18 protein-coding genes are annotated in these 26,339 nt (G+C 70.0%); 7 read left to right on the top strand and 11 right to left on the bottom strand.

The genetic code is table 11. From position 1 onward, the window contains the following. Positions 1-9: 9 nt before the first annotated feature. The 11 genes from AC0IY1_RS20155 to AC0IY1_RS20105 form a co-directional block, all read right to left on the bottom strand. A complete protein-coding gene (locus AC0IY1_RS20155; protein ID WP_471771844.1) occupies positions 10-3,111 on the bottom strand; it encodes an efflux RND transporter permease subunit in 3,102 nt (1,033 codons plus the stop codon). Then, entirely contained in the window at positions 3,108-4,193 is a 1,086-nt protein-coding gene (locus AC0IY1_RS20150) for an efflux RND transporter periplasmic adaptor subunit (RefSeq protein ID WP_471771841.1), read from the bottom strand. Before AC0IY1_RS20150 ends, AC0IY1_RS20155 begins: the two co-directional genes overlap by 4 nt. Positions 4,194-4,388: 195 nt before the next feature. Beyond that, positions 4,389-5,609 (bottom strand): O-antigen ligase family protein, encoded by a 1,221-nt coding sequence (locus AC0IY1_RS20145; RefSeq protein WP_156375576.1) that lies wholly within the window; start codon positions 5,607-5,609, stop codon positions 4,389-4,391. Between the two features lie 148 nt (positions 5,610-5,757). Continuing rightward, positions 5,758-7,269, bottom strand: a complete 1,512-nt coding sequence (locus AC0IY1_RS20140) for a lipopolysaccharide biosynthesis protein (protein WP_471771839.1) — start codon at positions 7,267-7,269, stop codon at positions 5,758-5,760. Then, the gene (locus AC0IY1_RS20135) at positions 7,266-8,639 is read right to left on the bottom strand and encodes a glycosyltransferase family 4 protein (protein ID WP_471771837.1); all 1,374 of its coding nucleotides are present in this window, start codon (positions 8,637-8,639) and stop codon (positions 7,266-7,268) included. The genes AC0IY1_RS20140 and AC0IY1_RS20135 overlap by 4 nt, the downstream gene beginning before the upstream one ends. Further along, on the bottom strand, positions 8,636-9,895 hold the full coding sequence (locus tag AC0IY1_RS20130; RefSeq protein ID WP_471771835.1) for a glycosyltransferase family 4 protein: 1,260 nt from the start codon (positions 9,893-9,895) through the stop codon (positions 8,636-8,638). Before AC0IY1_RS20130 ends, AC0IY1_RS20135 begins: the two co-directional genes overlap by 4 nt. Further along, entirely contained in the window at positions 9,876-11,018 is a 1,143-nt protein-coding gene (locus AC0IY1_RS20125; RefSeq protein ID WP_471771892.1) for a glycosyltransferase family 4 protein, read from the bottom strand. The genes AC0IY1_RS20130 and AC0IY1_RS20125 overlap by 20 nt, the downstream gene beginning before the upstream one ends. 44 nt (positions 11,019-11,062) lie before the next feature. Continuing rightward, complete coding sequence (locus tag AC0IY1_RS20120; protein ID WP_471771890.1) at positions 11,063-12,223, bottom strand: glycosyltransferase family 4 protein; 1,161 nt, start codon at positions 12,221-12,223, stop codon at positions 11,063-11,065. A gap of 56 nt (positions 12,224-12,279) precedes the next feature. Continuing rightward, positions 12,280-14,478 (bottom strand): GumC family protein, encoded by a 2,199-nt coding sequence (locus tag AC0IY1_RS20115; RefSeq protein WP_471771833.1) that lies wholly within the window; start codon positions 14,476-14,478, stop codon positions 12,280-12,282. A gap of 12 nt (positions 14,479-14,490) precedes the next feature. Beyond that, positions 14,491-15,678, bottom strand: coding sequence for a glycosyltransferase (locus tag AC0IY1_RS20110; RefSeq protein ID WP_055949853.1), 1,188 nt, complete (start codon positions 15,676-15,678; stop codon positions 14,491-14,493). 253 nt (positions 15,679-15,931) lie between these two features. Then, positions 15,932-17,020: an acyltransferase family protein gene (locus tag AC0IY1_RS20105; RefSeq protein ID WP_471771831.1), complete on the bottom strand. Its 1,089-nt coding sequence runs from the start codon at positions 17,018-17,020 to the stop codon at positions 15,932-15,934. 438 nt (positions 17,021-17,458) lie between these two features. Here AC0IY1_RS20105 and AC0IY1_RS20100 point away from each other — a divergent pair, with 438 nt between their 5' ends. Genes AC0IY1_RS20100 through AC0IY1_RS20070 form a run of 7 tightly spaced genes read left to right on the top strand, consistent with a single transcriptional unit; the run spans position 17,459 to position 26,331 of the window. Further along, entirely contained in the window at positions 17,459-17,713 is a 255-nt protein-coding gene (locus AC0IY1_RS20100; RefSeq protein WP_244477217.1) for an acyl carrier protein, read from the top strand. After that, positions 17,710-18,873 (top strand): acyl-CoA dehydrogenase family protein, encoded by a 1,164-nt coding sequence (locus tag AC0IY1_RS20095; protein ID WP_471771829.1) that lies wholly within the window; start codon positions 17,710-17,712, stop codon positions 18,871-18,873. Before AC0IY1_RS20100 ends, AC0IY1_RS20095 begins: the two co-directional genes overlap by 4 nt. After that, positions 18,873-19,841 carry an amino acid--[acyl-carrier-protein] ligase gene (locus tag AC0IY1_RS20090; protein WP_471771827.1) on the top strand — a complete coding sequence of 323 codons (969 nt, stop codon included), beginning with the start codon at positions 18,873-18,875 and terminating at the stop codon, positions 19,839-19,841. Before AC0IY1_RS20095 ends, AC0IY1_RS20090 begins: the two co-directional genes overlap by 1 nt. Positions 19,842-19,845: 4 nt before the next feature. Continuing rightward, a complete protein-coding gene (locus AC0IY1_RS20085; protein WP_471771825.1) occupies positions 19,846-20,817 on the top strand; it encodes a DUF1839 family protein in 972 nt (323 codons plus the stop codon). 12 nt (positions 20,818-20,829) lie between these two features. Continuing rightward, complete coding sequence (locus tag AC0IY1_RS20080; RefSeq protein WP_471771823.1) at positions 20,830-23,265, top strand: glycosyl hydrolase 2 galactose-binding domain-containing protein; 2,436 nt, start codon at positions 20,830-20,832, stop codon at positions 23,263-23,265. After that, a complete protein-coding gene (locus tag AC0IY1_RS20075; protein ID WP_471771821.1) occupies positions 23,255-25,051 on the top strand; it encodes an alpha/beta fold hydrolase in 1,797 nt (598 codons plus the stop codon). The genes AC0IY1_RS20080 and AC0IY1_RS20075 overlap by 11 nt, the downstream gene beginning before the upstream one ends. Next, entirely contained in the window at positions 25,048-26,331 is a 1,284-nt protein-coding gene (locus AC0IY1_RS20070; RefSeq protein WP_471771819.1) for a hypothetical protein, read from the top strand. Before AC0IY1_RS20075 ends, AC0IY1_RS20070 begins: the two co-directional genes overlap by 4 nt. Positions 26,332-26,339: the final 8 nt, after the last annotated feature.

Below are 26,339 nucleotides of genomic sequence, written 5' to 3'. Positions count from 1 at the left end.
GCGCCCGCGTCAGGTCCCGGCCGCGTGCGGCGCCGCCTCGGTCGCGTTCCCTGCGGGGCGTGGCTGACGGGCCACCCGGAACCAGAGGGCATAAAGGGCGGGCAGGAACAGGAGGGTCAGCAGGGTGCCGACGCCGACGCCGCCGATCAGCACGTAGGCCAGCGCGCCCCAGAACACCGAGTGGGTGAGGGGAATGAAGGCCAGCATGGCGGCGGCCGCCGTCAGGATCACGGGGCGCGCCCGGCGCACGGTGGATTCCACGATGGCGTCGTAATCCCCCAGGCCCGCCGCCTGATCGTGGTGGATCTGGTCCACCAGGATCAGGGTGTTGCGCATCAGGATGCCCGAGAGGGCGATCAGCCCCAGGATCGCGTTGAAGCCAAAGGGCTGGTGGAAGAGCAACAGCGTCGGGGCTGCGCCCACCAGACCGAGGGGCGCCGTGGCGAAGACCATGAACATGGTGGCGAATGAGCGGACCTGGATCATGATGACGGTGAGCGTCACGATCAGCATGATCGGGAACACCGCCACCAGGGACAGCATCGCCTTCTCGCTCTCCTCCACGGCACCCGCGGTATCGATGCGGTAGCCCGGCGGGAGCTTGGCCTTGATCGGCGCCAGGAGGGGAAAGACCTGGGCGTGGATGTCCGGCGGCTGCTTGCCGTCGAGCACGTCGCCCTGGACGCGGATGTAGGTCTCGCGGTTGTAGCGCTTGAGCACCGCATCCTCGGTCCGGCTCTCCAGGCGCGCCACCTGCGAGACCGGCACCTGGCGCCCGTCCCTGGTCGTCAACGTCAGGTCGCCGATCTCGCCCAGGGAGCGCCGCTCGGGCCCGGGGCTGCGCAGGACGACGTCGACGGAGCGCAGGTTCTCGCGCACCTGGGTGGCGGGCGTGCCGTTGAGGTAGCTCTGCAGCTGCTGGCCGGCCTCCTTCGGGGTCAGGCCGATGAGGCGCAGGCGTTCCTGGTCGAAGGCGAGGCGCAGGCTCGGGGTCTTGTCACCCCAGTCGAGGTGCACGAGGCGCATGTTGGGATTGGCCGCCATGACCTCCCGAACCTCGGCGGCGATGCCGCGGATGACATCGAGGTCGGGCCCCACCACCCGAAAGGCGACGGGAAAGCGGATGGGTGGGCCGAACACGATCTGAAGCACCCGCACGCGGGCTTCCGGAAAGCGGCCGTCCTCCACGAGCTGGCGCACCTTGCCCCGCAGGACGTCGCGCGCCTGGGCGTCGGCCGTCTGCACCACGATCTGCGCGAAGGCCGGATCGGGCAGCTCGGGATCGAAGGAGAGGACGAAGCGCGGCATACCCTGCCCGATATAGCTCGTGATCTCCTTGGCCTCGGCCAGGTCGCGCACGGCCGCCTCGACCCGCTTGACGCTGGCCTCGGTGGTGGCGAAGGCCGAGCCCGCCGGCAGCGTGACCTCGACGATGAGCTCGGGGCGTTCGGAATTCGGGAAGAATTGCTGCTCGACCTTGCCCATCGCCACCACGGCGAGGGCGAAGAGCCCCACGGTGATGCCGGCGGCGAGCCACTTGTGGTCGACGGACAGGCGCACGACGCGGCGCAGGCGCTCGTAGGTCTTCGTGGCGTAGATCGCGTCGTGGCCGCCCGCCACCGTCTTGATGTTCGGCAGGAGCTTGACGCCGAGATAGGGCGTGAAGGTCACGGCCACGATCCAGGAGATGATCAGCGAGAAGGCCACCACCCAGAAGATGTTGCCGGCATACTCACCGGCCGTGGAGGCGGCAAAGCCCACGGGCAGGAAGCCCGCGATGGTCACCAGGGTGCCGGTGAGCATCGGCGCGGCCGTGGCGCTCCAGGCATAGGTCGCCGCCTCGATGCGGTCGGCGCCTTCCTCCATGCGCACCACCATCATCTCGATGGCAATGATGGCGTCGTCGACGAGGAGACCGAGCGAGATGATGAGGGCGCCCAGCGTGATGCGGTCGAAGTCGCGACCGGTGACCATCATCACCACGAACACCGCCGAGAGGGTGAGCGGCACGGCCAGGGCCACCACGATGCCGACCCGGAAACCGAGCGCCACCAGGGAGACGAAGATCACCACGCCGAGGGCGGTGAAGAACTTGACCATGAATTCGTGGATGGCTTCGTCGATGACCTTGGCCTGATCGGTGATCTTGGTGAAGCTGATGCCCACCGGCGTCTCATGGTGGATCGCCACTTCCTCGGCATTGAGCGCCTCGCCGAGCTTGAGCCCGTTGAAGCCCGGCTTCATCACGAGGCCGAGCATCAGGGACGGCTCGCCGTCGTTGCGGATCTCGAAGGTTCTGGGGTCCTCGTAGCCGCGCCGGACCTCGGCGATGTCGCCGAGCTTGAGGCTGCGGTCACCGGCGGCCACGGGCAGGTCGCGGATCGCGTCGAGCCCGTCGATGGCCCCGTCGAGGCGCAGGTACACGCGTGGACCCGCCGCCTCGACGAAGCCGGCCGGGGTGACGTCGTTCTGGTTGGCCAGCGCAGCCAGCAGCTGCTGGCCGGTGACGCCGAGGGTCGCGAGGCGCTGGTAGGAGATCTCGACGAAGATCTTCTGAGCCTGCTCGCCCAGGATGTTGATCTTTTCCACGCCCGGCACCCGCAGCAGGCGCTGGCGCAGGTCCTCGGCGCGCAGCACGAGCTCGCGATGCGACAGGCCCTTGGCCTGCACGGCGTAGAGGGCGAAGTAGATGTCCGAGAACTCGTCGTTGAAGAGCGGTCCCAGTACCCCGCGTGGCAGGCTGGAGGCCTGGTCGGAGAGCTTCTTGCGGGTCTGGTAGAACTCCGACGGGAGCTTGGCCGGGGGCATCGCATCCTTGAAGATGACCTTCGTCACCATCACGCCTGGGCGCACCGTGGTCTCGGCCCGGTCGTAATAGACGAGCTCCTGCAGACGCTTCTCCAGGGGGTCGGCGACCTGGCGCTGCATCTCCTCAGCCGTGGCGCCGGGCCAGGCGGCCGAGACCGTCATGACCTTGACGGTGAAGGCCGGGTCCTCGGCCCGCCCGAGCTTCTCGAAGGCGAAGAAGCCCGCCCCCGTAAGGGCGATCAGCAGGAACAGGGTGACGGCCCGCTCGCGGACGGCGAGCGCCGAGAGATTGAAGCCGCTCATCGCACCACCCCGGTCATGCTGGCGGGCGCCGGGCGCACCCGCTGGTCCGCCTTGAGGAGATGCGCGCCGAGCGCCACGATCCGGTCGCCGGGGTTGAGGCCGCCGACGATCTCCGCGCGCTCCTCGCCCAGGCGGGCGACCTGTACGATCTGCGAACGCACGGTCTCGGTGGCGGCATCGTAGCGCCAGACCGCGGTGCCGCGCCCCTGGTCGAACAGGGCCGCGAGGGGCACCTCGACGCGCGGCAGGCGGGCCGTCGCGGGGGCCCTGAGCTGAAGGGTGACGGTGGCGCCCAGGGGCGCGGCCTCACCGCCGCCCGACAGGATGTAGCGCGCCCGGTAGGTGCGGGTGGCCGGGTCGGCGGTGGCCGACAATTCGCGCAGGCGCGCCGGGTAGGTCGCCGCGCCATCGGCATAGAGAGTGGCGGAAGCCTCCCCCTCGGCGGCGCGGCGGCTGCCCTCGGGCAGGAACACCTCCGCCTCGCGCGCCCCGTCGCGGGCGAGCTTGACCACGGTCTGGCCGGCCGCGACCACTTGGCCGGGCTCGGAAGGCACCTCCATCACGACGCCGTCGGCATCGGCCTGGAGTTCGGCATAGCCCGCCTGGTTCTGGATCTGGCTGGCCTGGGCCTCGGCATTGGCGAATTGAGCGATGGCGGCATCGGCCGCACCCTTGTTCTGGTCGTAGGTCTGCCGCGAGGTCCAGCCGTCGGCCACCAGCTTGCGGCTGCGCTCCTCGTCGGCCTTGGCCTTGATCATCTGGGCCCGGGCCGCCTCGACGGAGGCGCGGGCGGCATTCAGGGCAAGCGAGAAGTCGGTGCGGTCGAGGCGCATCAGGGGCTGGCCACGGCGCACCCGATCACCCGGATCCACGAGGCGGTCGAAGATCTTGCCTCCGACCCGGAAGCCGAGATTGCTCTCGGTGCGGGCCCGGATCACCCCGGTGTAGCGCGAGACCGCGTCGGGGCCGGGGGCCACTTCGGCGATCTGAACCAGGGGCGGCTCGGGGTTCACCGCCGTCTCCGCCGGCGAGCACGCGCCGAGGGCGAGGGTGGCAAGTCCGGGTACGAACCACTTCTGCATGACGCATCCTCCGCAGCCGGACCGTCCGCCGCCCTAAGATTACGAGCATAATCTATTTTGGCGAAGGGTCGGGGTCAAGGATGCCGTGGCGGCCGGCGTGCGAATGGACACGGGGAAACAGGAACACCGGGAGAGGTGAAGTCCCTGATCAGGAGTTCTGAACGACCGGATCGGTCGACGCGGCACCCGTGCCCCTCAGCGCCCTGGCGCTGGCGCCGGGCCGGACCGCACGACCAGGGAGGCCAGCAGCACCGCCATGAAGAAGAGGAAGTACTGGTTCACCGACAGTTCCTCGAACATCATCGAGGGCACCAGGAACAGGGCCGTGTAGGCGGCGAAGGGACCGGCAGCGGCGGGTGCGAGGGCGATACGCACCAGGGCGGCGAGGAGGAGCAGGGCCGTCGCGATGCCGCTCTGGAGCGCGAGGGAGATGAAGCCGTTATGCGGCGTCACGAGCCCGGTGAGGGCGCGGAGTTCTTCGCGCCGCGTGGTCTCGCCGACGCCGAACGGGTACTCGGCCACGAGTTGCAGGGCGGTGAAGCCGGAGATGAAGCGCTCGTCGGCGTTGCCCGAGACGTTGCCGTCGCCGGCAAAGCGCGTCTCGATCGACTGCGCCAGCTTCTGGGGCAGGGGGATCTCGCCCGTCATCGAGAAGCCGATGAGCAGGATCCCGAGCACCCCGAGGACGGGCAGCACCACCTGCAGCCGGATGCTCCGGCGCATCAGCACCAGCAGGATCAGCACCGGCATGAACAACCCGGAGCGGTTGTTGGTCAGGGGGAAGCTCGCCAGCAGGGCCGCGAAATAGGCGAGGTAGATCAGGTTCAGGCGGTAGCGCAGGCTGAGCAGCAGGGCCGCGGCCCCGCCGAGGGCGAAGACGTGGCCGGTCTCGTTTCCCGACGCCCAGAGGCCGCCCTGCTTGTCCTCGACGAAGAGCTTGAGTTCCTCGTCCAGGCCGTCGGTCGGAACTCCGAGGCCGAAGCGGTCCAGCGGAAGTCCGGAGGACGAGAGCAGCAGGACGACCAGCGATCCGCCGAGGCCTGCGAGAAGGCCCCAGCAGAAGGCGTTCTCCAGGCTCCGGTCGCGGAACATCACGAGCAGGATCATCGCCAGGACGAAGTAGAGCAGCAGGACGAGGGTCAGGTAGACATCGCCCGCCTGGATCTCGGCCTTCAGCACCAGCGAGAGGGCAATCAGAATGCCGACGGCTCCGATCGGGACAGCCTGGCGCAGCCCCTCGACGATCACGGCGCGGCGCAGGCCGAACCAAGGGATCAGCAGGAAGGGCAGGAGGTCCGACAGGCGTTGGACCGGCAAGCCGAAGCTCGACGTCAGGACGTTGAGCTGCAACGCGACCCCGAGCAGGAACACGGCGGCACGGTCGGCCACGATCGGCACCGCCCGCGTCCGTTGCATCCCGACCGCAATCGGCTCCGCTGGCCCCGTCATCGCTCCGGACCCTCCGAGAATACGCCGTGCACCCGGCGGGGGCACGCCTCCGACCACGCGCGCACTCTCGCGCGCAAAGGTTTGCGAAGCGTGCAGGCGGCGGAACGCGCCCGGCTCAGCCGCCGCGGCGGACGAAGAACCCGAGCGCCGCGCGGACCGTGGGACGCAGGAAGACCAGGGCGAGGGCACCATAGGCCACCATGCCCAAGCTCACGCAGGCGAACAGGCCGAGGCGGTCGCCGAGGGCCGCATGGATCGGCTCCTGCATCAGGAGCACCAGGGCCGCCATGGCGCCGGCGCAGGCGGTGGCGGGCAGCAGCACCCCGACGAGACCCCCGTTGCTCACCGGGACGAAGCGCCCCGCCCGCGCGACGATCAGGGGCGAGAACAGGTAGGCCCGGACTACGTGGCCGATGACGAGGGCCGACAGGCCGAACGGTCCGGTGAGGATCGCCGCCACGGCTCCGATCCCGAACTGGACGCCGGCGAGCTTCAGGGCGGTGCCGCTGCGGCCCAGGGCCGTAAAGATCATCCACAGCATGGAGGTCACGACGAATTCCGGCGCCAGGAGCGCGAGGATGCGCAGGACCGGCGCCGCATCGTGCCACTGATCGCCGAACAGGAACGGGATCAGCGTCGGGGCCACGGCCGCCATGCCGAAGAAGGCCGGCAGCGCCAGGAACGCCGAGGTCCGGGTGAAATCGTGGAAGGCGGCGGCGAGGTCGGCGGGGCGATCCTGCAGGCGGGCATAGGTGGTCAGCCCGACGGCCGAGAACGGGATCACCGCGACTTGGCTCACGAGATCGATACAGCGCCAGGCGAGGCGCAGGTGACCGACATCGGTGGTGGACAGGAAATAGGCGGCGATCACCTCCTGGCTGCGGATCGAGAACACCAGCAGCAGGTTGGTGGAGAAGACCCGCGAGCCGAAGGCGAGCTGGCGCCGGGCCGCCGCGAGATCCAGGCGCCGGGCCGGGATCCAGGGCATCGCCGCCCAGGTCAGGAGCGTGGTCGCTCCGGTGGCGACGAGGCGCTGGACCACCAGGCTCCAGACTCCGTAATCCGCGAGCGCCAGGGCCAGAGCGGCGGCGCCCCCGAGGATGTTCGCGCCGAGCGCCCGCAGGGCGAGCTTGCGGAAGCCGAAGCTGCGCTGAAGGCGCGCCTCGTGGATCGCGCCCAGGGCCGAAATCACGAAGCAGGCGGAGAGCGCGCAGAGGGCGGGATGCAGTTCGGGCAGGTCGAGCAACCAGGCGATCGGCCAGGACAGACCGACGAGGGCCGCCGCGTAGACGACGCTGGAGGCCAGGGTCACCCAGAAGGCCGTGGCGGCGAAGGCCTCGTCGAGGTCGGCCTGCTGGACCACCGCATCGGGCAGGCCGCCGCGGGCGACGATCTGCAGGATGTCGATGAAGACGGCGGCGACGGCGACGAGCCCGAACTCGGCGGGCTCGATCAGTCGGGCCAGGACCAGGAACACCCCGAAGCTGAGCACGACGTTGCCGACCGAGGCCACTGCCACCCAGCGGGCCGCCGCGAAGGAGCGGCCGGAGACGTCCGGCTCGTCGGTGACACCGAGGGAGGCCGGCGCGGTGGCGGCCTGCCCCGGAAGCAGTGCGGTGGCGCTCACGCGCGGTCGGCCCGGCGCTCGTCCACAAGCTCGGCGTAGAGGTCGAGATACTTCTCCGCCACGCGCTCGGAGGTCGATTCGCGGATGACGTGCTGGAAGCTGCGCTCGTCCGGCAGGTCGACGCGACCGCGGGCGATCACGGCCCGGACCCGGTCGGCGAGTTCGGCCGCGTTGCCCGGCGTGAACAGCCACGCGGCGTTGTCCTCGCCGATCAGCTCCGGGATGCCGCCCGAGGCCGCACCGATCACCGGCACGCCCATGACGTAGGCCTCGTAGATCGTCCGCGGCGAGGGCTCGGCCCAGAACGAGGGCACGATGAGCACATCGATCTCGCTGAGGAAGTCGGCGGGCTTGGCCCAACCCACGAACTCGATCGGTAGGCCCTCGGCCTGCGCCTTGAAGCGGTCGATCGAGTCGTCCATCGCCTGGCCGGCCACGAGACAGCGCCAGTCGCCGGGTCCGACCGCGCGGAATGCGTCGACGAGGGTGCCGACGCCCTTCTCGACGTTGATGCGGCCGAGATAGCCGAACGTCAGCGGTCTGCCGGTGCGGTCGATCCGCCGCCGCGCCTCGGGATCGCCGTCCGGTACCGTGCAGGAATAGTAGATGACCCGGCGGCGCTCCGGCGCAAGATGGCGGAACAGGCCGTGATCCACGTGGGTCTTCAGGATTTCGGTCCCGACGCTGACCACGGCCCCCACCGCCCGGTTGGTAATCTGCTTGGTGGCGTTCACCACCTTGCAGCCGAGGTGCCAGTGCGTGCAGGGCTTGCCGTGCCGGAACATCGCGGCATTGCCGCAGATCAGGTCGTATTCGCAGACCGTGTGAACGATCGGGATGCCGCGCTTGGCCGCCTCGCGCCAGACCAGGGTCGAGACGTCGAGCAGCGAGTGCGTGTTGACGAGGTCGGGCCGGAAGTCGTCGAGGACGCGGCCGAACTCGGCGGCGATGGCGAAATTCCACTGCTGCTTGAGCTTGGCCCAGGTGCGGCCGACCCGTGTCACCTTGGGCCAGTCCTCCAGCCAGAAATCGTTGTTGTGGGCCATGCGGTAGACGGTGACGCCGTTGCGCACGGTCTTGGGCTCGGCCTCTCGGGCGATGCAGGCCGCCGCCACAATGTGACCGGCCGCGACCAATTCCTCGGCGAGGTGCTCCACCGAGCGCTCGGCACCGCCGACGATGTAGGGCGGGTAAAGCGCGCTGAGATGCAGGATGCGCAGCGGCCCAGTAGCGGCGATCCGCGCGGCGCCCTCCACGCCGCGCGCTGCATAAGCCGGCGCAGCGGTCGGCGCCAGCGGGGCGCGGGCGAGGCCCGCGGCCGTCATCGGGGCAGCGGCCATCTCGGAAGCGGTCATCACGGAAGCGGTCATGGGCGACACTCGTCGAGACGCGGAGGCTCGGAGAAGGCCACCGGCGGGAGAGGATGGGGGGAGGCCGCGACGCCAGCGCGAACGGCGGCGTAGAGCGCGAGATAGGCGGCGGCGACGGCGTCGGGGTCTGTGCCCGATCGAACGGCTTCGGCACGGGACAGACCGTCGGAAAGACACTCCGGCGCGGCCACGACCCGCGCCATCGCGGCGGCCAGGGCGGCAGCATCGCCGGGAGGGACGAGCCAGGGACCGGGGCCGACCTGCTCGCCGATTCCACCCACGGCGGTACCGATCACCGGCACGGCGCGACCGTAGGCTTCCGCCACCGTGCGGCCGAACGCTTCCGGCCAGACCGGCGGGACGACGAGACAGTCGATGGCGTCGAGGAAGGCATCCTTGTCGGCATACCCGGCAAACGTTACCGGCAACCCTTCGGCCAGGGCACGGTATCGCTCCAGTCCATCCGCCGCGCGGCCGGCGATGACGAGGCGCCAGCCCTCGGGTGGCAGGTGGCGGCAGGCCGCCAGTAGTACGTCGGTGCCCTTCGAGGCCTCGATGCGTCCGAGGGAGCCGAACACGACCGGGTCGCCGGGCCGGCGCGGCTGGCGTGCGGAGGGACCGCCGGGGGCGATCGGGTTCCAGATCACCTGGCGGAGCGAGTGGGGAATCGCGGTGAAGAAGCCGGCGGCCAGGTGCCGGTCCAGGATGTCGGTGCCGACTGCCGCAACCGCGGAAACCGCGCGCTGGCACCGGCGGTGGGGCTGGGCGTAGAGCCGGCACTTGAGGTGCTGGCCGACGCAGGCCCGTCCGTGCTTCGCCATCGCCCCGTTGGTGCACAGGCTCGTGAAGTCGTGAAGCGTGTGGACCACCGGAATGCCGAGGCGCCGGAGCATCGGCCAGATGGCCGGGGTGATCTCCGAGATCGAATGGGTGTTCACAACATCGGGGGCGAAATCGCGGACCGCCGCCTCCATCCGGCTCAGCGTCTGCCGGTTCCACTGCGTGGCGAGCTTGTAGCGGAGGCGGTCGAGGCGTCCGTGCCGCGGCCAGTCGAGACTGTGGAAGGGCGTACCGTGTCCGGTCCGATAGACGGTGACCCCGTCCTGCAGGGTCGGAGTCTCCCACCGGCGCGAGGCGCAGGCCACCGCAACGGCATGGCCGAGGCCGGCCTGAATCCGGGCCAGGGTCTCCACCATCAGTTCGGCGCCACCGACCTGCTCGGGGGCGTAGAGGGAGCTAAGGTGCAGGATGCGCATCCGCGGCCTCCCCGGCGGGCATCGGGCGGGCGGCGTCCTGCAGCGCCTCGCTAAGCACGCCCTCGTAGCGCCGGGCGGTCTCGGCCCAGTCGTAGCGGCGGGCGTTGGCGTAGCCGCGCACGATCAGGTCGGCACGCAGGCCGGGCTCGTGCAGGAGGCGGCGCAGGGCCGCGGCGAGCGCGGTGGGATCCGTGGGATCGAAGGTAAGCGCACCGTCCCCGGCGATCTCGGGCGTCGCCGAGCGATCCGAGCACAACACCGGGCAGCCCAGGGTCTGCGCCTCGAGCACCGGCAGGCAGAATCCCTCTGCGAAGGAGGGCACGCAGAGGCACAGGGCGCCCCGGTAAAGGCTGGCAAGACGATCCTCGCCGATGCGCGACAGGCGCGTCAGCCGCACCGGCGCTCCCGCCAGGGCCGCCGCGATGGTGTCCTGCGGGTCCTCGCCCACATGGACGATGGCGAGGTCGGGATGGGTGTGGGAGAGCGCCGCGGCCGCCCGCGCCAGGGTGGCGAAGTTCTTGTTGTGGGTGGCATTGCCCACCGCCAGGACGTAGGCGCCCCGCGTGGCTTCGGGCGCGACGCCGCTCGATGCCGACGCATCGAGCATGGCCGCGGAGGGCACGGTCCGGACCCTTTCGCGCAAGGAGGGGTAGAACTGCCCGAGGCTGTCCCGGGTGGTGTCCGAGACCGCGATCACGCGGGCGCTGTTGCCGAGAACGAGCCGGAAGATCAGGTCCGTCGTGAGCGCCTCGCGCCACCCGGTGCAGTCCGGGATGGTGCGGAAGTAGAGGTCATGCACGACGCTGACGCGAGCCCGGCCCCCGAAGGCCGCACCGTAGGGATCGGCGTTCAGCACCACGTCGATTCCCTCGGCCCGGCAAAGGGCCGGGACGGTGACGGCCTGGCGCAGGACATCGAGGACCATCAGGCGCGGGCGCGGCACCGTCAGGACCGCGACCCGGTCGCGGATCGCCTCGGGCAGTTGCGTGCGGGTCCAGGGCGAGCGCAGGACGACTGCGACGTTGCCCCGGTTGAGCAGCCCGGCAACCACCCGGAAGGCGACCAGCGCCACGCCGGACGGGCGCCCCCCGTGCTGGCTCGGCATGTTGACGAGGACGCGCATCATCGTGGCTCGGCAGCTTCGGAAGAGGGGATGGCCTGTATGCGTCACGCGCGGGCGGCGACCCGGCGGATCAGGGCGGCGAGGTCGTCCTGCATCCGGGCGGCGCCGTAGCGGGCAAGGGCTCGCTCGCGGGCCAGACGGGTGCGCTCCGCGAAGGCCTCCGGGCGATCCAGGATCTCGCTGAGGGCGGCGGCGATGCGATCGGGTCGACGGGGCGGCACCAGGGTGCCGAGGGCTCCGCCGTCGAGGATCTCGCTGGAGGCACCGGCATCGGTGGCGACCACCGGCACGCCGGCCAGCATCGCCTCGACGAGAGTCCGGCCGAATGGCTCGGGATCGACGGAGGGATGGACCACCGCATCGACGGCCTGCATCAGGCGGGGCACGTCGCTGCGCTGGCCCAGGAACAGCACCCGGTCCGAGACGCCGCGGGCCGCCGCGAGATCGCGCAAGGTCGCCGCGTAGGCCTCCTCGCCGAACAGGGCCGAGCCCACCACCACGCAGCGCAGGCCCGGCACCACTGCGAGCGCCTCGATCACGACGTCCTGCCCTTTCCAGGGTGCGAGACGGCTGAACACGCCGACGAGGGGACCGATCGGCAGGCCGAGTTCCGCGCGCAGTTCGGCCGCGGGGCGCGGGTCGAGGGTCAGGTCGAGGCCGTTCGGCACCACCGTCACCCGATCGCGGCGGCCGCCGGCCTGCACGAAGGCCTCGGCCGCGGCCCGCGAGGGGACGACGACGCGCACCGCGCAGGCATTTGCGAGCCGGACCTGGATGATCCGCTGCGCCCGGCCGAAATGAGCGCCGTCGAGGATGTCGTGCAGGTGCCAGACCAAGGGGCGACCGACGAGACGGGTGGGCAGGGCCGCGAGCAGGAAAGCTTTCTGGGAATTGGCATAGACCACGTCGCAGCCACGCGCCGCCCCGGCGAGGTCCCACGCCAGACGGGCGAGGCGCCCGAGCACCGGAAGGGCGTGCAGCGGGGAGGCGTCCCGGCGCAGGCCTGACAGATCGGCGCCCGGCGCGGCGAGACGGATCGTCAGGCCGGCCTCCCGCAGGGCATCGGCGAGGGGACCGCCTTCGAACAGGAACGCCTGAGAGTCCGGCCAGGCCTGGACGACGTCCTGCAGGACGAGCTCGGCTCCGGACATGGTGCCGGTGTGGCTGACGAACAGCACCCGGGGGTAGGCCGCCCGCGCCTCCATCGAAGGCGCGGCGGGCGCGAGTTCGGACCCGACCGCGGTGGAGAGCACCCCGGCCATCAGGCGGCTCCCGCGCGATGCGGCAAGGACAGGGGCATCGCCTCGTAGGCCGGCTGGCCGCCGGACTTGACCATCGTCATGGCGATGCCGAGGACGGCACCGCCCGCTTTGCGCAGGCTCGTCACGGTCTCGATCGTGTCGGATAGCTGCGAGCGGCCCGCACGGGTGCAGCAGAGCACGCCGTCCACGTGACGGGCGAGCATGCAGGCATCCATCAGCAGGCTGGTCGGTGGACTGTCGAGGAGCACGAGGTCGTAGCGCCGGCTCCAGCGCAGGAGGTTCGCCATCCGGTGATTCATCAGGAGCTCGGTCGAGTCCGGCGTCGGGACGCCGGCCGGGATGACGTCGAATCCGTCCTTGGCGATGACGGCCGCCGCCGCGTCGATCTCGCCGCGCAGGACGCCGGCGAGGCCCGGGCTGCGGCCGAGACCGAGGGACGCCTCGAAGTTGGGCCGGCGCAGGTCGCACTCGATCACCAAGACGCGGCGGCCGCTCGCGGCGCTGAGGCCGGCGATCGCGAAAGTCGTGAAGGACTTGCCCTCGCGCGGCTTGCCCGAGGTCACCAGGACCGTGCGCGAGCCGTCGCCCCCCGCCAGGAACAGGTGGGCGTGGAGAGTCCGCAGCACGTTCCGCATGCCGGGGTCGGCCTTCGCCCGCTGGAGGGCTTCGGCCAGGGGGAGTTCCCGGCGCCGGTCGGAGAGACGGCCCATCAGGCCGCCGGCATCCAGGCAGGGCAGTTGGGCAAAGACCGGAGCGCCGGTGCCGGCCACCAGCTGGGCGGGCGTGCGGACCCGGCGGTCGGCGAGGTCGCGCAGCAGGGCGACGCCGGCGGCCAGCACGGTCGCCAACACGACGGCGCCGGCGAGGAAGGGCACGGGCTTGGGCGAGAACGCCTCCTGCGGCACTTCGGCGAGGCTCACCAGGCGGGTGCTGCCGGTGAGGATGCGGCGCTCGGTCTCCAGCTCGCTCGCCCGCTTGACGAGGTCGGCGTAGCGGGCGCGCTTGATCTCGGCGTTGCGGACCATGCCCTCGATCGAGGCTTCGTCGTCCATCGCGGCGGCCGCCTCGGACTTGGCGCTGTCCATCTGGGCGCGCAGGGAGCGCGCCAGGGTGTTCGAGGCCTCGTAGGTCTTGCGCAGGCCGTCGGCGACGTTGGCGAGCTCCCGGTCGATCCGGGCGCGCAGGCTGGCCTGCTCGGTCTGCAGAGCGCGAACGGTCGGGTGGTTCGGGCCGAGCAGAGTGCTCTGATTGGCGAGTTGGGCACTGACCCCGCTGATCTGCTGCTTCAGGTCGCCCACGGCGCGGCTGGCGAGCACCGCCGGGGCGCTGTCGGAGCCACGGCGCCGGTCGGCCTCGATCTCCTTCAGGCGTGCGGCGGCATCTGCCTTGGCCGCCTCGGCGGCAGCGAGCTGCTGGCTGATCCCGGTGAGGCGCTCGGCGCTGATCGGACCGGTCGCGCCCTTCACGAGTCCCTTGCGGCGGCGGAAGGCCTGGATGCGTGCCTCGTCGTCGCGGATCGAGGCGTCGAGCTGCTTGATTTCGGTGAACAGCCAGTCGGTGGCCGCCTTGCGGCTCGAGGCCTGCGCGTTGCGCTGGTCTTCCAGGAAGGCGTTGATGAGGGCGTTGGTCATCGTCTGCGCCACCTCGGGCAGCGGCGACTTGTAGCCGATGGCGATGACGCGCGAGCGGCCGGCGCTGCCGACCATGTAGCGCTTCTGCAGATACTCCACGAGCGCGTCGCGATCCGCACCGAGCTTGGCGCAGACGGCATTCTTCTTTTCCGTGATCCGGTCGGGGTGCCCGCGGGTGACGGTCTCACGGCACTCGGCCATCACCGCCTCGGCGAGGCCGCTCTCGGCGGCGAGGCGCATCATGCGGGGCGAGCGGATCACCAGGATCTGGCTCTCGAGATCGGCCGGGTCGCCGAGCTTCTGGATCCAGGCCATCGAGGCGTTGCTGGCGCCCGGCTCGGGCTCGGCCACGATAACGGAGCCGGTCGCGACGTACTGGGCCGGCGTGCGGATCAGAATGGTCACCGCGAGCCCGAGGATGGCGACGAAGATGGTCGCGAACAGGACGCGGCGGCGCCAGATCTTGAGGAGAGGCGCCATGAGGGCGCCGCCGCGCTCGCGGTCCTGCTCGGGGACGCGCCCGGCGACCGGCGCGCGATCGGGCATGTCGAGGGTGAGGAGGGACATGCGCGCCGTTCCTCAGGACACGGCTTCGAAGCGGGGAACAGCCTCGAGCCGAGGGAGGGTGCGCAGGCGTGGCTCGCAGGCGGCGCGATGCATCGTGAGCTGTTCGTCGACGAAGCGCGAGAACCGGATGCGGAACAGCTCGGCGGAGAACGGCTCCGCCTGATTCCGGCAGGCCTCGCGGGTGAAACTGTCCTCTTGGCGGATGAAGTCGCAGACGCAGGACGCGATGGCATCGGGCTCGGGCGTATCGAAGAACATGCCCGTGCGGTTCGGCCCCCGCACCAGCACGGTCTCGCGGGCTCCTCCGCGACCGAGGGCCAGGACGGGCGTGCCCTCCGACTGGGCCTCCACCACGATGATCCCGAAATCCTCCTCGGCCGCGAAGACGAAGGCGCGGGCAGTGGCCATGAGGCGGCGCAGCTCCTCGTCGGAGACGAACCCCGCAAAGGTGACGTTCGGCGTCGCGATCGCCTTCAGCCGCTCGGCCTCCGGACCAGTGCCGGCGACCACGAGGTTGAGGCCGGGCAACTGTGCGAAGGCGCGCACCACGGCCTCGACGTTCTTGTAGGGCACGAGGCGGCTCGCCACCAGGAAGTGGTTCCCGCGGGGCCCGTCGTAGCGCTGACTGGACAGGGTGACGGGCGGAGGGATCACCTCGGCGCCACGGCCGTAGACCTTGTGGATCCGCCGCGCCACGAAGCCGGAATTGGCGATGATCGCGTTCGGCCCGGCCGCGGTGCGGTAGTCCCACAGACGCATCCGGTGGAGGATGAGGCGAGCAAGCAGGCCCTTGAGGCCGCTCGCGCAGCCGCTCTCCCGCAGGTAGGTGTGCTGCAGATCCCAGGCGTAGCGCATGGGCGAGTGGACGTAGGACACGTGAAGCTGGTCCGGTCCGGTGAGCACGCCCTTGGCCACCGCGTAGCTGCTCGAGATGACGAGGTCGTAGCTCGACAGGTCGAATTGCTCGATGGCGAGCGGCATCAGCGGCAGGTAGTGCCGGTGCCGGGTGCGTACGAAGGGAAGGCGCTGGATGAAGCTGGTGCGCGCTTGCGTGTAGCCGAGATAGGCCCGGGCGGACTCGGGCAAAAAGTCGAACAGGGTAAAGACATGCGCCTGAGGATAGATCTTCAGCAGTTGGCGAAGCACCTGCTCGGCGCCTCCGACCACGTATAACCAGTCGTGAACGATCGCTACGCGCATCCGAACCATCCTCGCCGGCGTGCCGGACACAGAGAATCTCCGCCGACGGGCGGCAAGACCACCGACCCAGGAGAGCATTCTCTCTTCGAACTTCAATACTATGATCGACCCAGGCGTTAAAGCAGCGTCACAGGCGATTATTACTTACAGATAATGCTCTACGGATGCTTTTTATCGAAAATCTCCTCACCCGTCTTAGGTTTTTATTAGGGATCCGGGTAGAGGGCGGTCGCACGAAGCGGCTTTTATCCAGCTATAGAGGAACGGGCCCGGGCAGTGCTGCAGGACGTGGGCTCCCGTCGCAGACCCGCCGCAAGGCGGCTCCGATGGGCCTTTCCACGCAGCGGAACAGCCATTCCGCGAGGAGCACAGAGGCGCTGAAGGCCAGGACGAAGACCAGCGCGACGCGCTGGGGACCGGGCGCCACCAGAATGGCCGCCGCCTTGGCGCTGACGTGCAACATAAGGTTGTGGATAAGATAGAATGCATAGCTGGCGTTCCCCTGCGAGAAGAGCCAGCGCGCGCGCAGGACGACGCCGCCCTGCTCCAGCAGAAGCAGCGCGCCGACCGCCAGCACCGCGGCACTCCCCCAAATGAGCGGACGCAGGAAACCCGTCATCTCCAGATCGGCGCCGAGGGCTCCCGCGACCACCTGTCCACCGAGGATGAGGGCGCCTGCGACCGCGAGGGCGGCGCCAGCTGTCCGCCGAATTGGAAAGCCGGGCGTGGGCGTCCCCAGGCGGAGATAGGCGTACCCGAGAGCCGCGCCGGCGACGAATTCGAGCACGATCGGCTTCGTGTAATAGGCCCAGTAGAGCCCTGGCACAGGCGCTAGGCCGAGAAGGACCACCGCGCCGAAGGCGGCGGCGAGGCCAATCAGTCGCGCCCGCACGCCTGCCAGCATCAGCAGGCCAGCGAAGCCGGCATAGAAGAACATCTCGTAATTGAGCGTCCAGCCCACCGAATTGAGGGGCTCGACGTAGCCGCCCCGCGAGAACGGCAGGAACAGCAGTGACTGCACCACATAGTCCAGCCGCAGTTCGACGATGCCGATCGGCTTCAGTCCGGCAAGCGCGATCAGCGCCAGCGCAAGGGTGACGAGCCAGTAGAGGGGCACCACCCGGATCGCCCGGCGAAGTAGGAAAACGCCAGGGCTCTCACGCCGACCAGCCGTGCTCACGAACATGATGAAGCCGGACAGGACAAAGAACACGTCCACGCCCGCCGCTCCGAAAGCCAGGGCGTTGGGCCTCGGCAGGATGGGGCCCGCGTAGAGTCCGAAATGCGTCAGGAAGACCGAGTAGGCCGCCAGGGCGCGCAGGATCTGCAGGTTGTAGATCATCTCTCGCCGAAGGATCGCGTGCGTCCGCCGAACAGGAGCGGATCCCGAACAACGCCTGATCATCGAACTTGAGCGCTCGACGGTTGGCAAAGTCACGTCATTCCAGGCATTATCCTGAATCATTGTGTATTTCGTCAATCATCGTCAGAGTTTGTTCATCACATTATCAGCTGTCTCACCCCTGCCCTGAGATTGACGACAAATTGTTTAGGAGAGCGTTCTTAGGAAGAGACCCGGGAAGGTCGCCGACTGCAAGGATCTGCGCGAAGATCAAGAGTCTGCGTCAAAGTTCGGCACGCGGGCGAGCATCAGAAGGCCCTTATCCGGCAAGCTCAATTGCATACAGCAGAGGCCGGTATTTACCATTGCGCTCCTTGTTGTTTGACAATTCATTCGGCTGACCAATACATGAATCATTGCTTAGACAGGAGCCGTACCTTGGTCACATCCCAGGATATCCGCCAGATCCTCGCAACCAATGAGGCGCTGGCCCCGGTCGCCGAACAGATCGGCGACGACGACAGCCTGTTCGATCGCGGCCTCGACTCGTTCGGCTCGGTCCAGCTGATGCTGGCCCTTGAGGAGCGGTTCGGCATCGAATTTCCGGACGAGTTCCTAACCCGCAAGTCCTTCGCGTCGATCGCTGCGATCCGCGAGACCGTGGCCACCGTCCTTCGTCCCAAGGCCGCATGAGCACCGTGACCCAGCGTGGGCAGCGCGCGGCGGCAGTCGCTGCGCTTCACGCCGATTCCGTCGACCGCGACGGTCGCTTCCCGCTGGAGGCGGTCACGGCCCTCAAGGCGGAGCGGCTGCTGGGACTACAGATCCCGAGCCAGTTCGGCGGCGAAGGCGCGGGCCTGAGGGAGATCGCGGACCTGTGCAGCACCCTTGGGCAGGCGTGCAGCAGTGCCGCGATGGTGTTCGCCATGCACCACATCAAGGTCGCGAGCCTCGTGGCACACGGGCTGGACAGCGCTTGGCACTGCCACCTGATGGAACGGATCGCCCGGGAGCAGCTCCTCGTCGCCTCCTCGACCACGGAAGCTGGAATCGGCGGCGACCTGCGTACCAGCTTCTGCGCCGTCGAGACCACCGGCAGCGTCTTCGCCCTCGGCAAGGACGCTTCCGTGATCTCCTACGGGACGCAGGCGGACCTGATCCTCGCTACCGCCCGACGTCACCCCGAGGCCGCGGGCTCCGACCAAGTGCTGGTGGCCCTGTTCGCCGACCAGATCTCCCTGGAGCGCAAGACCGTGTGGGACACCCTCGGCATGCGCGGCACCTGCAGCGACGGCTTTCGTCTCGAGGCGCGGGATATTCCCGTCGAGCAGATCCTGCCCAAGCCCTTCGCGGAGATCGCGGCCCAGTCGATGCTGGCCTCTTCGCACCTCCTGTGGAGCAGCGTCTGGTTCGGCATCGCCAACTCCGCCGTCGACCGCGCCCGCACCTTCGTGCAGGCCGAGGCCCGGCGCCAGCCGGGACAGGTGCCGCCCACGGCCCTGCGCCTCGCGGAAGTTTCCAACACCCTCCAGGCGATGCGGGCCGCCATCGTTTCGGCGCTCCGCCGCTACGAGGACGCGCAGGGTGACGCCGACACCATCGGGTCGATCGGCTTCTCCGTCATGCTCAACAACCTGAAGACGACCGCCTCCGAGATGGCCGTCGATATCGTGCAGCGCGCCCTCTCGATCGTCGGCCTCGCCGGCTACAAGAACGGCACGCCCTTCAGCCTCGGCCGGCCACTGCGCGACATCCTGTCGGCACCGCTGATGATCGGAAACGACCGCATCCTCGCCAACACCGCCAAGCTTCTGCTCGTGCAGAAGGGCGGCGGCCAGCTCATGAGCGCGTGATGGACTCGACCTTCTCTCTTCCGGCAGATTCCGGGGCCGCCGAGATCTTTGACGATGCCCCGGGCGCCGTCCCGAGCTTCCTCGACCGCCTGTTCGACCAGGGCCTCCTGGTGCGCACCGGCATCGACGGCCTCTACGGCCGCAGCGGCGCCTTCGAGAGCGTCGTCGACGCCCTCGAGCGCCTGATCAGCCGACTCGGTGCGACGGATAGCGCGGAGGTGATGCGCTTTCCCCCCGCCATGAGCCGGCCGGCCTTCGAGCGCAGCGGCTACCTGAAGGGTTTCCCGAACCTCGCCGGCACGGTGCACAGTTTCTGCGGCAACGAAGCGGAGCATGCCGAGCTTCTCGCCTGCGTCGAGGCCCGGAACGACTGGACCGGTCACCAGCAGGCGACGGACATCGTGCTCACCCCCGCGGCCTGCTACCCCCTCTACCCGGCCGCCGCAGCGCGCGGCCGTCTGCCCGCGGAGGGTGGCCTGTTCGACCTGCAATCCTACTGCTTCCGGCGCGAGCCCAGCCTGGAACCGACCCGGATGCAGCTCTTCCGGATGCGCGAATTCGTCCGCATGGGTAGCCCTGAGCAGGTACTGGCCTTCCGCGAATCCTGGCTTGCCCGCGGCAGCGAGATGATCCGCAGCCTGGCGCTGCCGCTGGCGATCGACGTGGCCAACGATCCTTTCTTCGGCCGGGCCGGTCGGATGCTCGCCAACAACCAGCGCCAGCAGAACCTCAAGTTCGAGCTGAACGTGCCCGTGAACAGCGTCGAGAAGCCGACTGCCTGCCTCAGCTTCAACTACCACCAGGACCATTTCGGAACGACCTGGGACTTACGCCAAGCCGACGGCAGCGTCGCCCACACCGCCTGCGTCGGCTTCGGCCTGGAGCGGATCACGCTGGCGCTCCTGCGCCATCACGGCCTGGACTTTGCTGCCTGGCCGGATTCCGTGCGCACCACCCTGTGGGGTTGAGCTGGTGACCGCCGCCCTTCTCCAGCCGGCGCCGGGGCTCGGCCCCGCGATGCCCTACGCGCCGCATCCGCTGCATGGAGCTGATCGCAACTGGCCGGAGACGAACTGCTATGTCGACCTCTGGATCGAACTCCTGCACGGGCGCGGCCTCGTGCCGGAGGCGATGTTGGGGTTCACCCTGCGGCAGGATTTCGAAGGCGACCAGTTCACGTTCTTCAAGCCACAGGCAGCCGATCTCGAGCGGCTCTACGGGCTCGAGGTGCTGGAACTCGCGGTCTACGACACCCTCGAAGCACAGGCGCTGCTCCAGGTCCGGCAGGGCCGGCCGGTGCTGGTCGAGGTCGACGCGATCTACCTGCCCGACACCCAGGGCACCACCTACGGCCGGGAGCACGGCAAGACCACGATCGGCATCCTGGCTCTCGACCCGGACACACGGGAGCTCGACTACCTCCACAATGCCGGGCGCTTCCGGCTCTCCGGCGACGATTATCATGGCCTCTTCGGATCCGCCGTGCTGCCGCCCTACGCGGAGTTCGTGAAGGCGGTCGCCCCTCCCATGAGCCCGGCGGAGTTGCCGGGCGCCGCGCTCGACCTGCTCCGACGCCACCGCGACCGGGCGCCAGGGCACAACCCGATCCTGGCGTTTCGCGACACTCTCACGCGGACGGCACCAGCCCTGGTTCAGCGCCCCCTCGGGATCTTCCACGCCTACGCCTTCAACACCACGCGCCAGCTCGGCGCGAATTTCGAGATGCTCGCGAGCCATCTCGCCTGGCTTGAGGCAGCGGGTGCGGGGCGTTTCGCTCCCGCCTCGGACGTGGCCTCACGCCTCGCCGTCGAGGCCAAGGCCTTCCAGTTCCAGCTTGCCCGGGCCTTTCACCGCCGCAGTGCCGACGGCCTCGCAGCGCGTCTCGACCGGCTCGCGGCCACCTACGCGGACGTGTTCGCGGCCCTCGACCGCGCGCTCGATTGATAGGGACGGATCATGGCCCGGATCCGGTCGATCGACGGTGTCGTGCCGCAGGCCGTGGACGGCCCCTGGCGGCTCACCCTGACGCCGCCCGGTGCCTGGACCGGGCCTGGCGACCTGTTGGAGACCGCCGACTGGATCCCCGCCCCGGTGCCCGGTACCGCCGCCGCGGCCCTGCGGGGCGCCGGACTCTGGTCCGAGGCGACCCCGACGCCGATTCATGATCAGGACGTCTGGTACCGGAGTCCGCTGGCCCGGAGTGGCCCCGTCCGCCTGCGCTTTGAGGGCTTGGCGACGCTCGTCGAGGTCTGGCTCGACGGCGTGCCCGTTTTGGTCTCACGCTCGATGTTCGAGGCTCACGCCGTCGAGGCCGATCTCCGGCCGGGGACTGAGCTGGCCCTCTGCTTCCGGTCGCTCAAGGCGGAGCTCGACCGCCCGTCGAAGCGCGGGCGCTGGCGCCCCCGGATGATTACTCCGGGCTCCCTGCGCCACGTCCGCACGAGCCTCCTCGGGTTCATGCCGGGCTGGTGCCCGGAAATCGACCTCGTGGGTCCCTACCGCCCGATCACGGTGGAGCCCCAGCACCCCGGTCTGATGGAAGCCGACCTTCGGGCCATCTATGATGGCGACGCAGGCCGGCTCTCGGCGCGCCTTCGGATCAGCGGCCACCCCGCGTCGGTCACGCTGCTTTGCGACGGGCGGGCGATCGTCCTGACAGAATCCGCGCCCGGCCTGTACGCCGGAACCCTGGCGCTGCCCGGGATTGCGCCCTGGTGGCCTCATACCCACGGTACGCCCCACCTCCATGCCGTGAGCGTGGCGATCGACGGCACGACAATCGATCTCGGCCGGACAGGCTTTCGCACCCTGGCGCTGACACGTCCCTTCGCAGAAGGTTTGGCCCTCGCCGTCAACGGCGTGCCGGTGTTCTGCCGCGGCGCCAATTGGACCCCGTCGGACCTCGTCGGCCTCGGCACTGAAGATTGCGGCACCCTCGTCGACCTCGCGCGCGAGGCCGGCATGAACATGCTGCGCGTCTCCGGCACCACCCTCTATCCCGCGTCCGAATTCTACGACCTCTGCGACGCCGCCGGCATCCTCGTCTGGCAGGACCTGATGCTGGCGAATTTCGATTATCCGCACGACGCCGCCGATTTTACCGACGCCCTCGCGCGCGAGGTGACGGGCGTGCTCGACCGAGTTCAGCTCGCCCCCTCCCTCGCCGTGATCTGCGGCGGCAGCGAGGTCTGGCAGCAGGCGGCCATGCTCGGAGCGCCGCGGACCGTCTGGGCCGACGCCTTCTGCAGCGAAACGTTGCCCGGGCTCGTCGCCGACACCCGTCCCGACCTCGTGGTGGTGCCGAACTCGCCGTCGGGCGGCGACCTGCCGTTCTCGCCGAGCGCGGGCTGTACCCACTACTACGGCGTCGGTGCCTATCGTCGGCCTCTTGAGGATGCGCGCCGGGCCGAGGTGGGCTTCGCCAGCGAATGCCTCGCCTTCGCCAACCTGCCGGAACCGGCGACGCTCGGGCAGCGACGGCCCGCCGATCCGCTCTGGACGCGCGGCATCCCCCGCGACCGGGGCGCAGACTGGGACTTCGAGCAGGTGCGCGACCACTATGTCGGCCTGCTCTACGGGGTCGATCCCGCCGCCCTGCGCGCCGACGATCCCGAGCGCTACCTCGAGCTCGGCCGCGCTGCCGTGGCCGAGGTCATGGAGCAGACCTTCGCCGAGTGGCGCCGGGCGCGCTCACCGACGGCCGGCGGCCTCGTCTGGTTCCTGCGCGACCTCGGGCCAGGCACCGGCTGGGGCGTGATCGACTGGACCCAAGCTCCAAAATCCGGGTGGTACGCTCTGAAGCGGGCCTTCCGTCCGGTTCAGGTCACCCTGTCGGACGAGGGCCTGGGCGGTCTATACCTCCATGTTCACAACGAGACCGCCGGGCCTGTGGACCTGCGCCTCGCACTGACCTTCGCGGACCGCACCGGCAAGGTCGCGGCGCGGGCCGAGCGCGGGATCACGCTCGACCCGCGCGCCTTCCTGACCCTCTCCTCGGCCGAGATGCTCGGCCGCTTCTTCGATGCCACCGACAGCTATCGCTTCGGCCCCCGCATCCACGACGTGGCACATGCCCGTCTCACCGATACGGACGGCGCGGTCGTCGCCGAGAGCTTCCACTTTCCCGGCACCCGGCCGATCACCCCCGAGGCGATCGGCCTGCGGGTCGAACCCGTGGCGGGTGCATCCGTGCCGACCCTGCGCGTCGGAACCGACCACCTCGCCCTCGCTGTGACCGTGCGGAGCTCCGCGGCGCGGCCCTGCGACAGTGGCTTCCACCTAGCGCCGGGGTCGGACAGGCTGGTTCGCTTTCCCGGTTGCCAGCAGCTCCCGCAGGGCATGGTCGCGGCCCTCAACAGTAGAGAGAGCGTGAGGTTCGGTCATGACGCGTGAGGTCCGCCACCAGCATGGGACGAGCGCGGCGCCCGACGCCGCCATGCCGGTGACCTTCGACGACCTGTTCGGGTGGATCCACCCGGCCGCGGGCCGGCGTGGCGTGGTCCTGTGCGGCGCCTTCGGGTTCGAGCAGATGGCCGCTCATCGCCCCTGGCGTGCCCTGGCGGATCGGATCGCCGCGGCCGGCTGCCCGACCCTGCGGTTCGACTATCCGGGGGAGGGCAACTCTGGCGATCCAGCCGAGGCGCGGGTTTCGGCCAATGTTGCGGCAATCCGCCGGGCAGTGCGCTTCCTGCGCGAGACGACCGGCGTCACGGAGATCGTCCTCGTCGGCCTGCGTCTCGGCGCCAACCTGGCTCTTCTGGCGGCCCAGGAGGAGGCGGTCGACCGCTTGGTCCTGCTGGCGCCGGCCGTCACCGGACGCGCCTATCTCCGCGAGATGCGGCTTCGCGCCCGGACGGTGGCCGGTGTCGCGGGGGGGGTGGCCCCGACGGTGGATCCGGACGGCCTGTCCGTCGGGGGCTTCCGCATGGATGCGGCCTTCCTGGCCGATGTCGGCGCCCTCGACGCCACCGCGATCCCGCGTGCCCCGGCGCCGCGAACCCTCCTCCTCGCCCCGGAAACCCGGACGCTGGCGGGACGCCTGACGGCACTCGGCAGTGCCGTCGAGACGGGACCACTGCCGGGCCTTCCGCTCCTCGTCGGCGACCCGATCTTCGCCGAGGTCCCTGAGGCGGATTTCGATCGCATCACCGCTTTCGCGACGGACGGCGTGACGATCGCCGGACCCGCGATCCCCCTGCATCTCGGCCCGGCGCGCCTGGCCGGCATCGGCTGGTCCGAGGCGCCCGCCCGGTTCCAGCCGGACCTGTTCGGCATCCGCTGTACGCCGCGTCGGCAGGATCCGGGCGCGCCGACGGTGGTGTTCGTCTCGACCGGCATGACCGTGCATTCGGGCTGGGGCCGGCAGACCACGACACTCGCCCGCAGGCTCGCCGCGGACGGAGTTCCCTCCTTCCGCTTCGATCTCGCCGGCATCGGCGACAGCGGCCGCCGGTCGGATGGCCGCAAGCCGCCCTACGCCCCCGACGGGTTCGCGGATGTGGGCCGGGCCCTCGATCACCTGGCCGAGGTCCGAGGATCCATCGTCCTCGTGGGCACTTGCAGCGGCGCCCATGCGGCGTTCCAGGCCCTCTGCCGCGACGCGCGGGTCGATGGAGCGCTCCTCGTCAACCTCTACTGCTTCGATTGGGACCCGGACGAGGATGTCGACGCCGCGATCCGCCAGACCTTCGGCAGCACCGGTACCTACGCGGCGCTGCTCAAGCGGGGTGCGACCTGGCGGCGGCTCCTGCGCGGCGAGATCCACGTGCGGGCGATCGGTGCGACCCTGGCCAAGCGCAGCCTCTCTGCCGCCGTGCGGCGGCTGCGGCGCCTCGTAAACCCAATCTCCCCCGGCGGCTCCGTCGCCCGACGGGTCGCGCGACTGCGACGACGGGGTGCCGAGATCCGCCTCGTCTACAGCGCCGGTGACCCCGGGCTCGTCGCCCTGCATCGCCATCTCGGCCGCGCGCCCGGTCGGGCGGATCGGCGTCTCGGCGCGCCCGTGGCGATCGTGCCGGAGGTCGACCACAATTTCAGCTCGCCCGCGGCCCAGGCCCTGCTCGGGCATCACCTGCGCGACCTCCTGCGGGCGGTTCAGGAGGCTCAGGCGTTTCACGCTGAAGCGCGCAGACCCGTCGAGACGGATTCCGGAGCCACCAGTCTGGCGAGCCTGGCGTGAGCCGGCTCACCCGCCGGGCGACCCTGGCCCTGGCGGCGGGGGCCTTCGCACCGCGGGTCGTGGCCGCGCCCGCGCCCGTGCATCGCTGCGAGGACCTGATCGATGCCATCGGCATCAACGTGCATCTCGGCCATGGCGGCTCGCCCTACGTCGCGCGCTTTGCCGAATGCGCCGCCGCCCTCGACGACCTCGGCCTGCGTCACCTGCGCGACGACATCGTCCTCGTCGGCACGGAGCCTGCCGGACAGTTCGAGCGGATCGCCGGTCTCGCCCGCCGGGGCTACCGCTTCAGTCTGGTCTTCTACGACGGCCTGACGCCCGGTCCCCGCGTACCGCCGGAGCGCTTCGCCGAGATCGCCGACTGGGCCGAGGACGGGCTCGTCGTCGTGGAGGGCGGCAACGAGCCGCCGGTGGCCGCGCGGCCGGGCCTTGCCCGCCTGTCCGCGGATCATCAGGCGGCGCTGTTCCGCACCGTGCGGGACACCCCGCGGCATCGCACCGTCCGGGTTGCCGGGCCGAGCTACATCCAGGCCAACATCGCCGCCGCGGAGAACCTGTCCGCCTCGGTCGATCTCGCCAATGTCCACGCCTATCCGGGGATGGAGCATCCCGAGACCCGAGGCGCGGGCAGTCTCGGCGGTTTCGTCGCGGCCGTTCGTCCGGTCTTCGGCTCCGCGCCGGTCATCGTCACGGAAACGGGCTATCACACGGCCCTGGCCACCCGGAGCGCCCACCTGCCGGTCTCGGAAGCCGTCCGCGCCCGCTACCTGCCGCGCCTGCTCCTGTGGAGCTACCTGCAGGGCGTGCGGCGGACCTATCTCTACGAGCTGATCTCCGCCTTCGAGGGGGGCGAGGCCGACCCCGAGAGCCGGTTCGGCCTCATCGCCCATGACGGCACGCCGAGCGCGTCCTTCGCGGCCGTGCGAAGCCTGATCCGCCTGTTCGCCGGCCGCGCAGAGGAGGCGCGGGCGTCCCGGGACCGCATCGGGGTCGTGCTGCCGGTGGGCGTGCCCGATCTCGTGGCGGCCAGCTTCGCGCGGGCGGACGGCGCCCTGCTGGTGCCGATCTGGCTCGGGCTCGACGGCTGGGACCGGAACGCCCGGGCGCCCCGCCCGGACAGCGCGCCGCGCGCCGTGGACTTGCACCTTTCGAGCCCGCCCCGGCGGTTGCGGCTGCACCGCTTCGGCGATGACGGTGTCGTCGGCATCACCGCGCTGGCGCCGATGCAGGTCTTCACGGTGGCGGTCACTGACCGCCTCGCCGTGCTCGAGATCTGGTAGTCCGCCGG

This window comes from Methylobacterium sp. AC690 (assembly GCF_979256535.1).
Note: the sequence above shows the minus strand (reverse complement) of the source record. Positions and strands in the feature narration are given on the sequence as shown.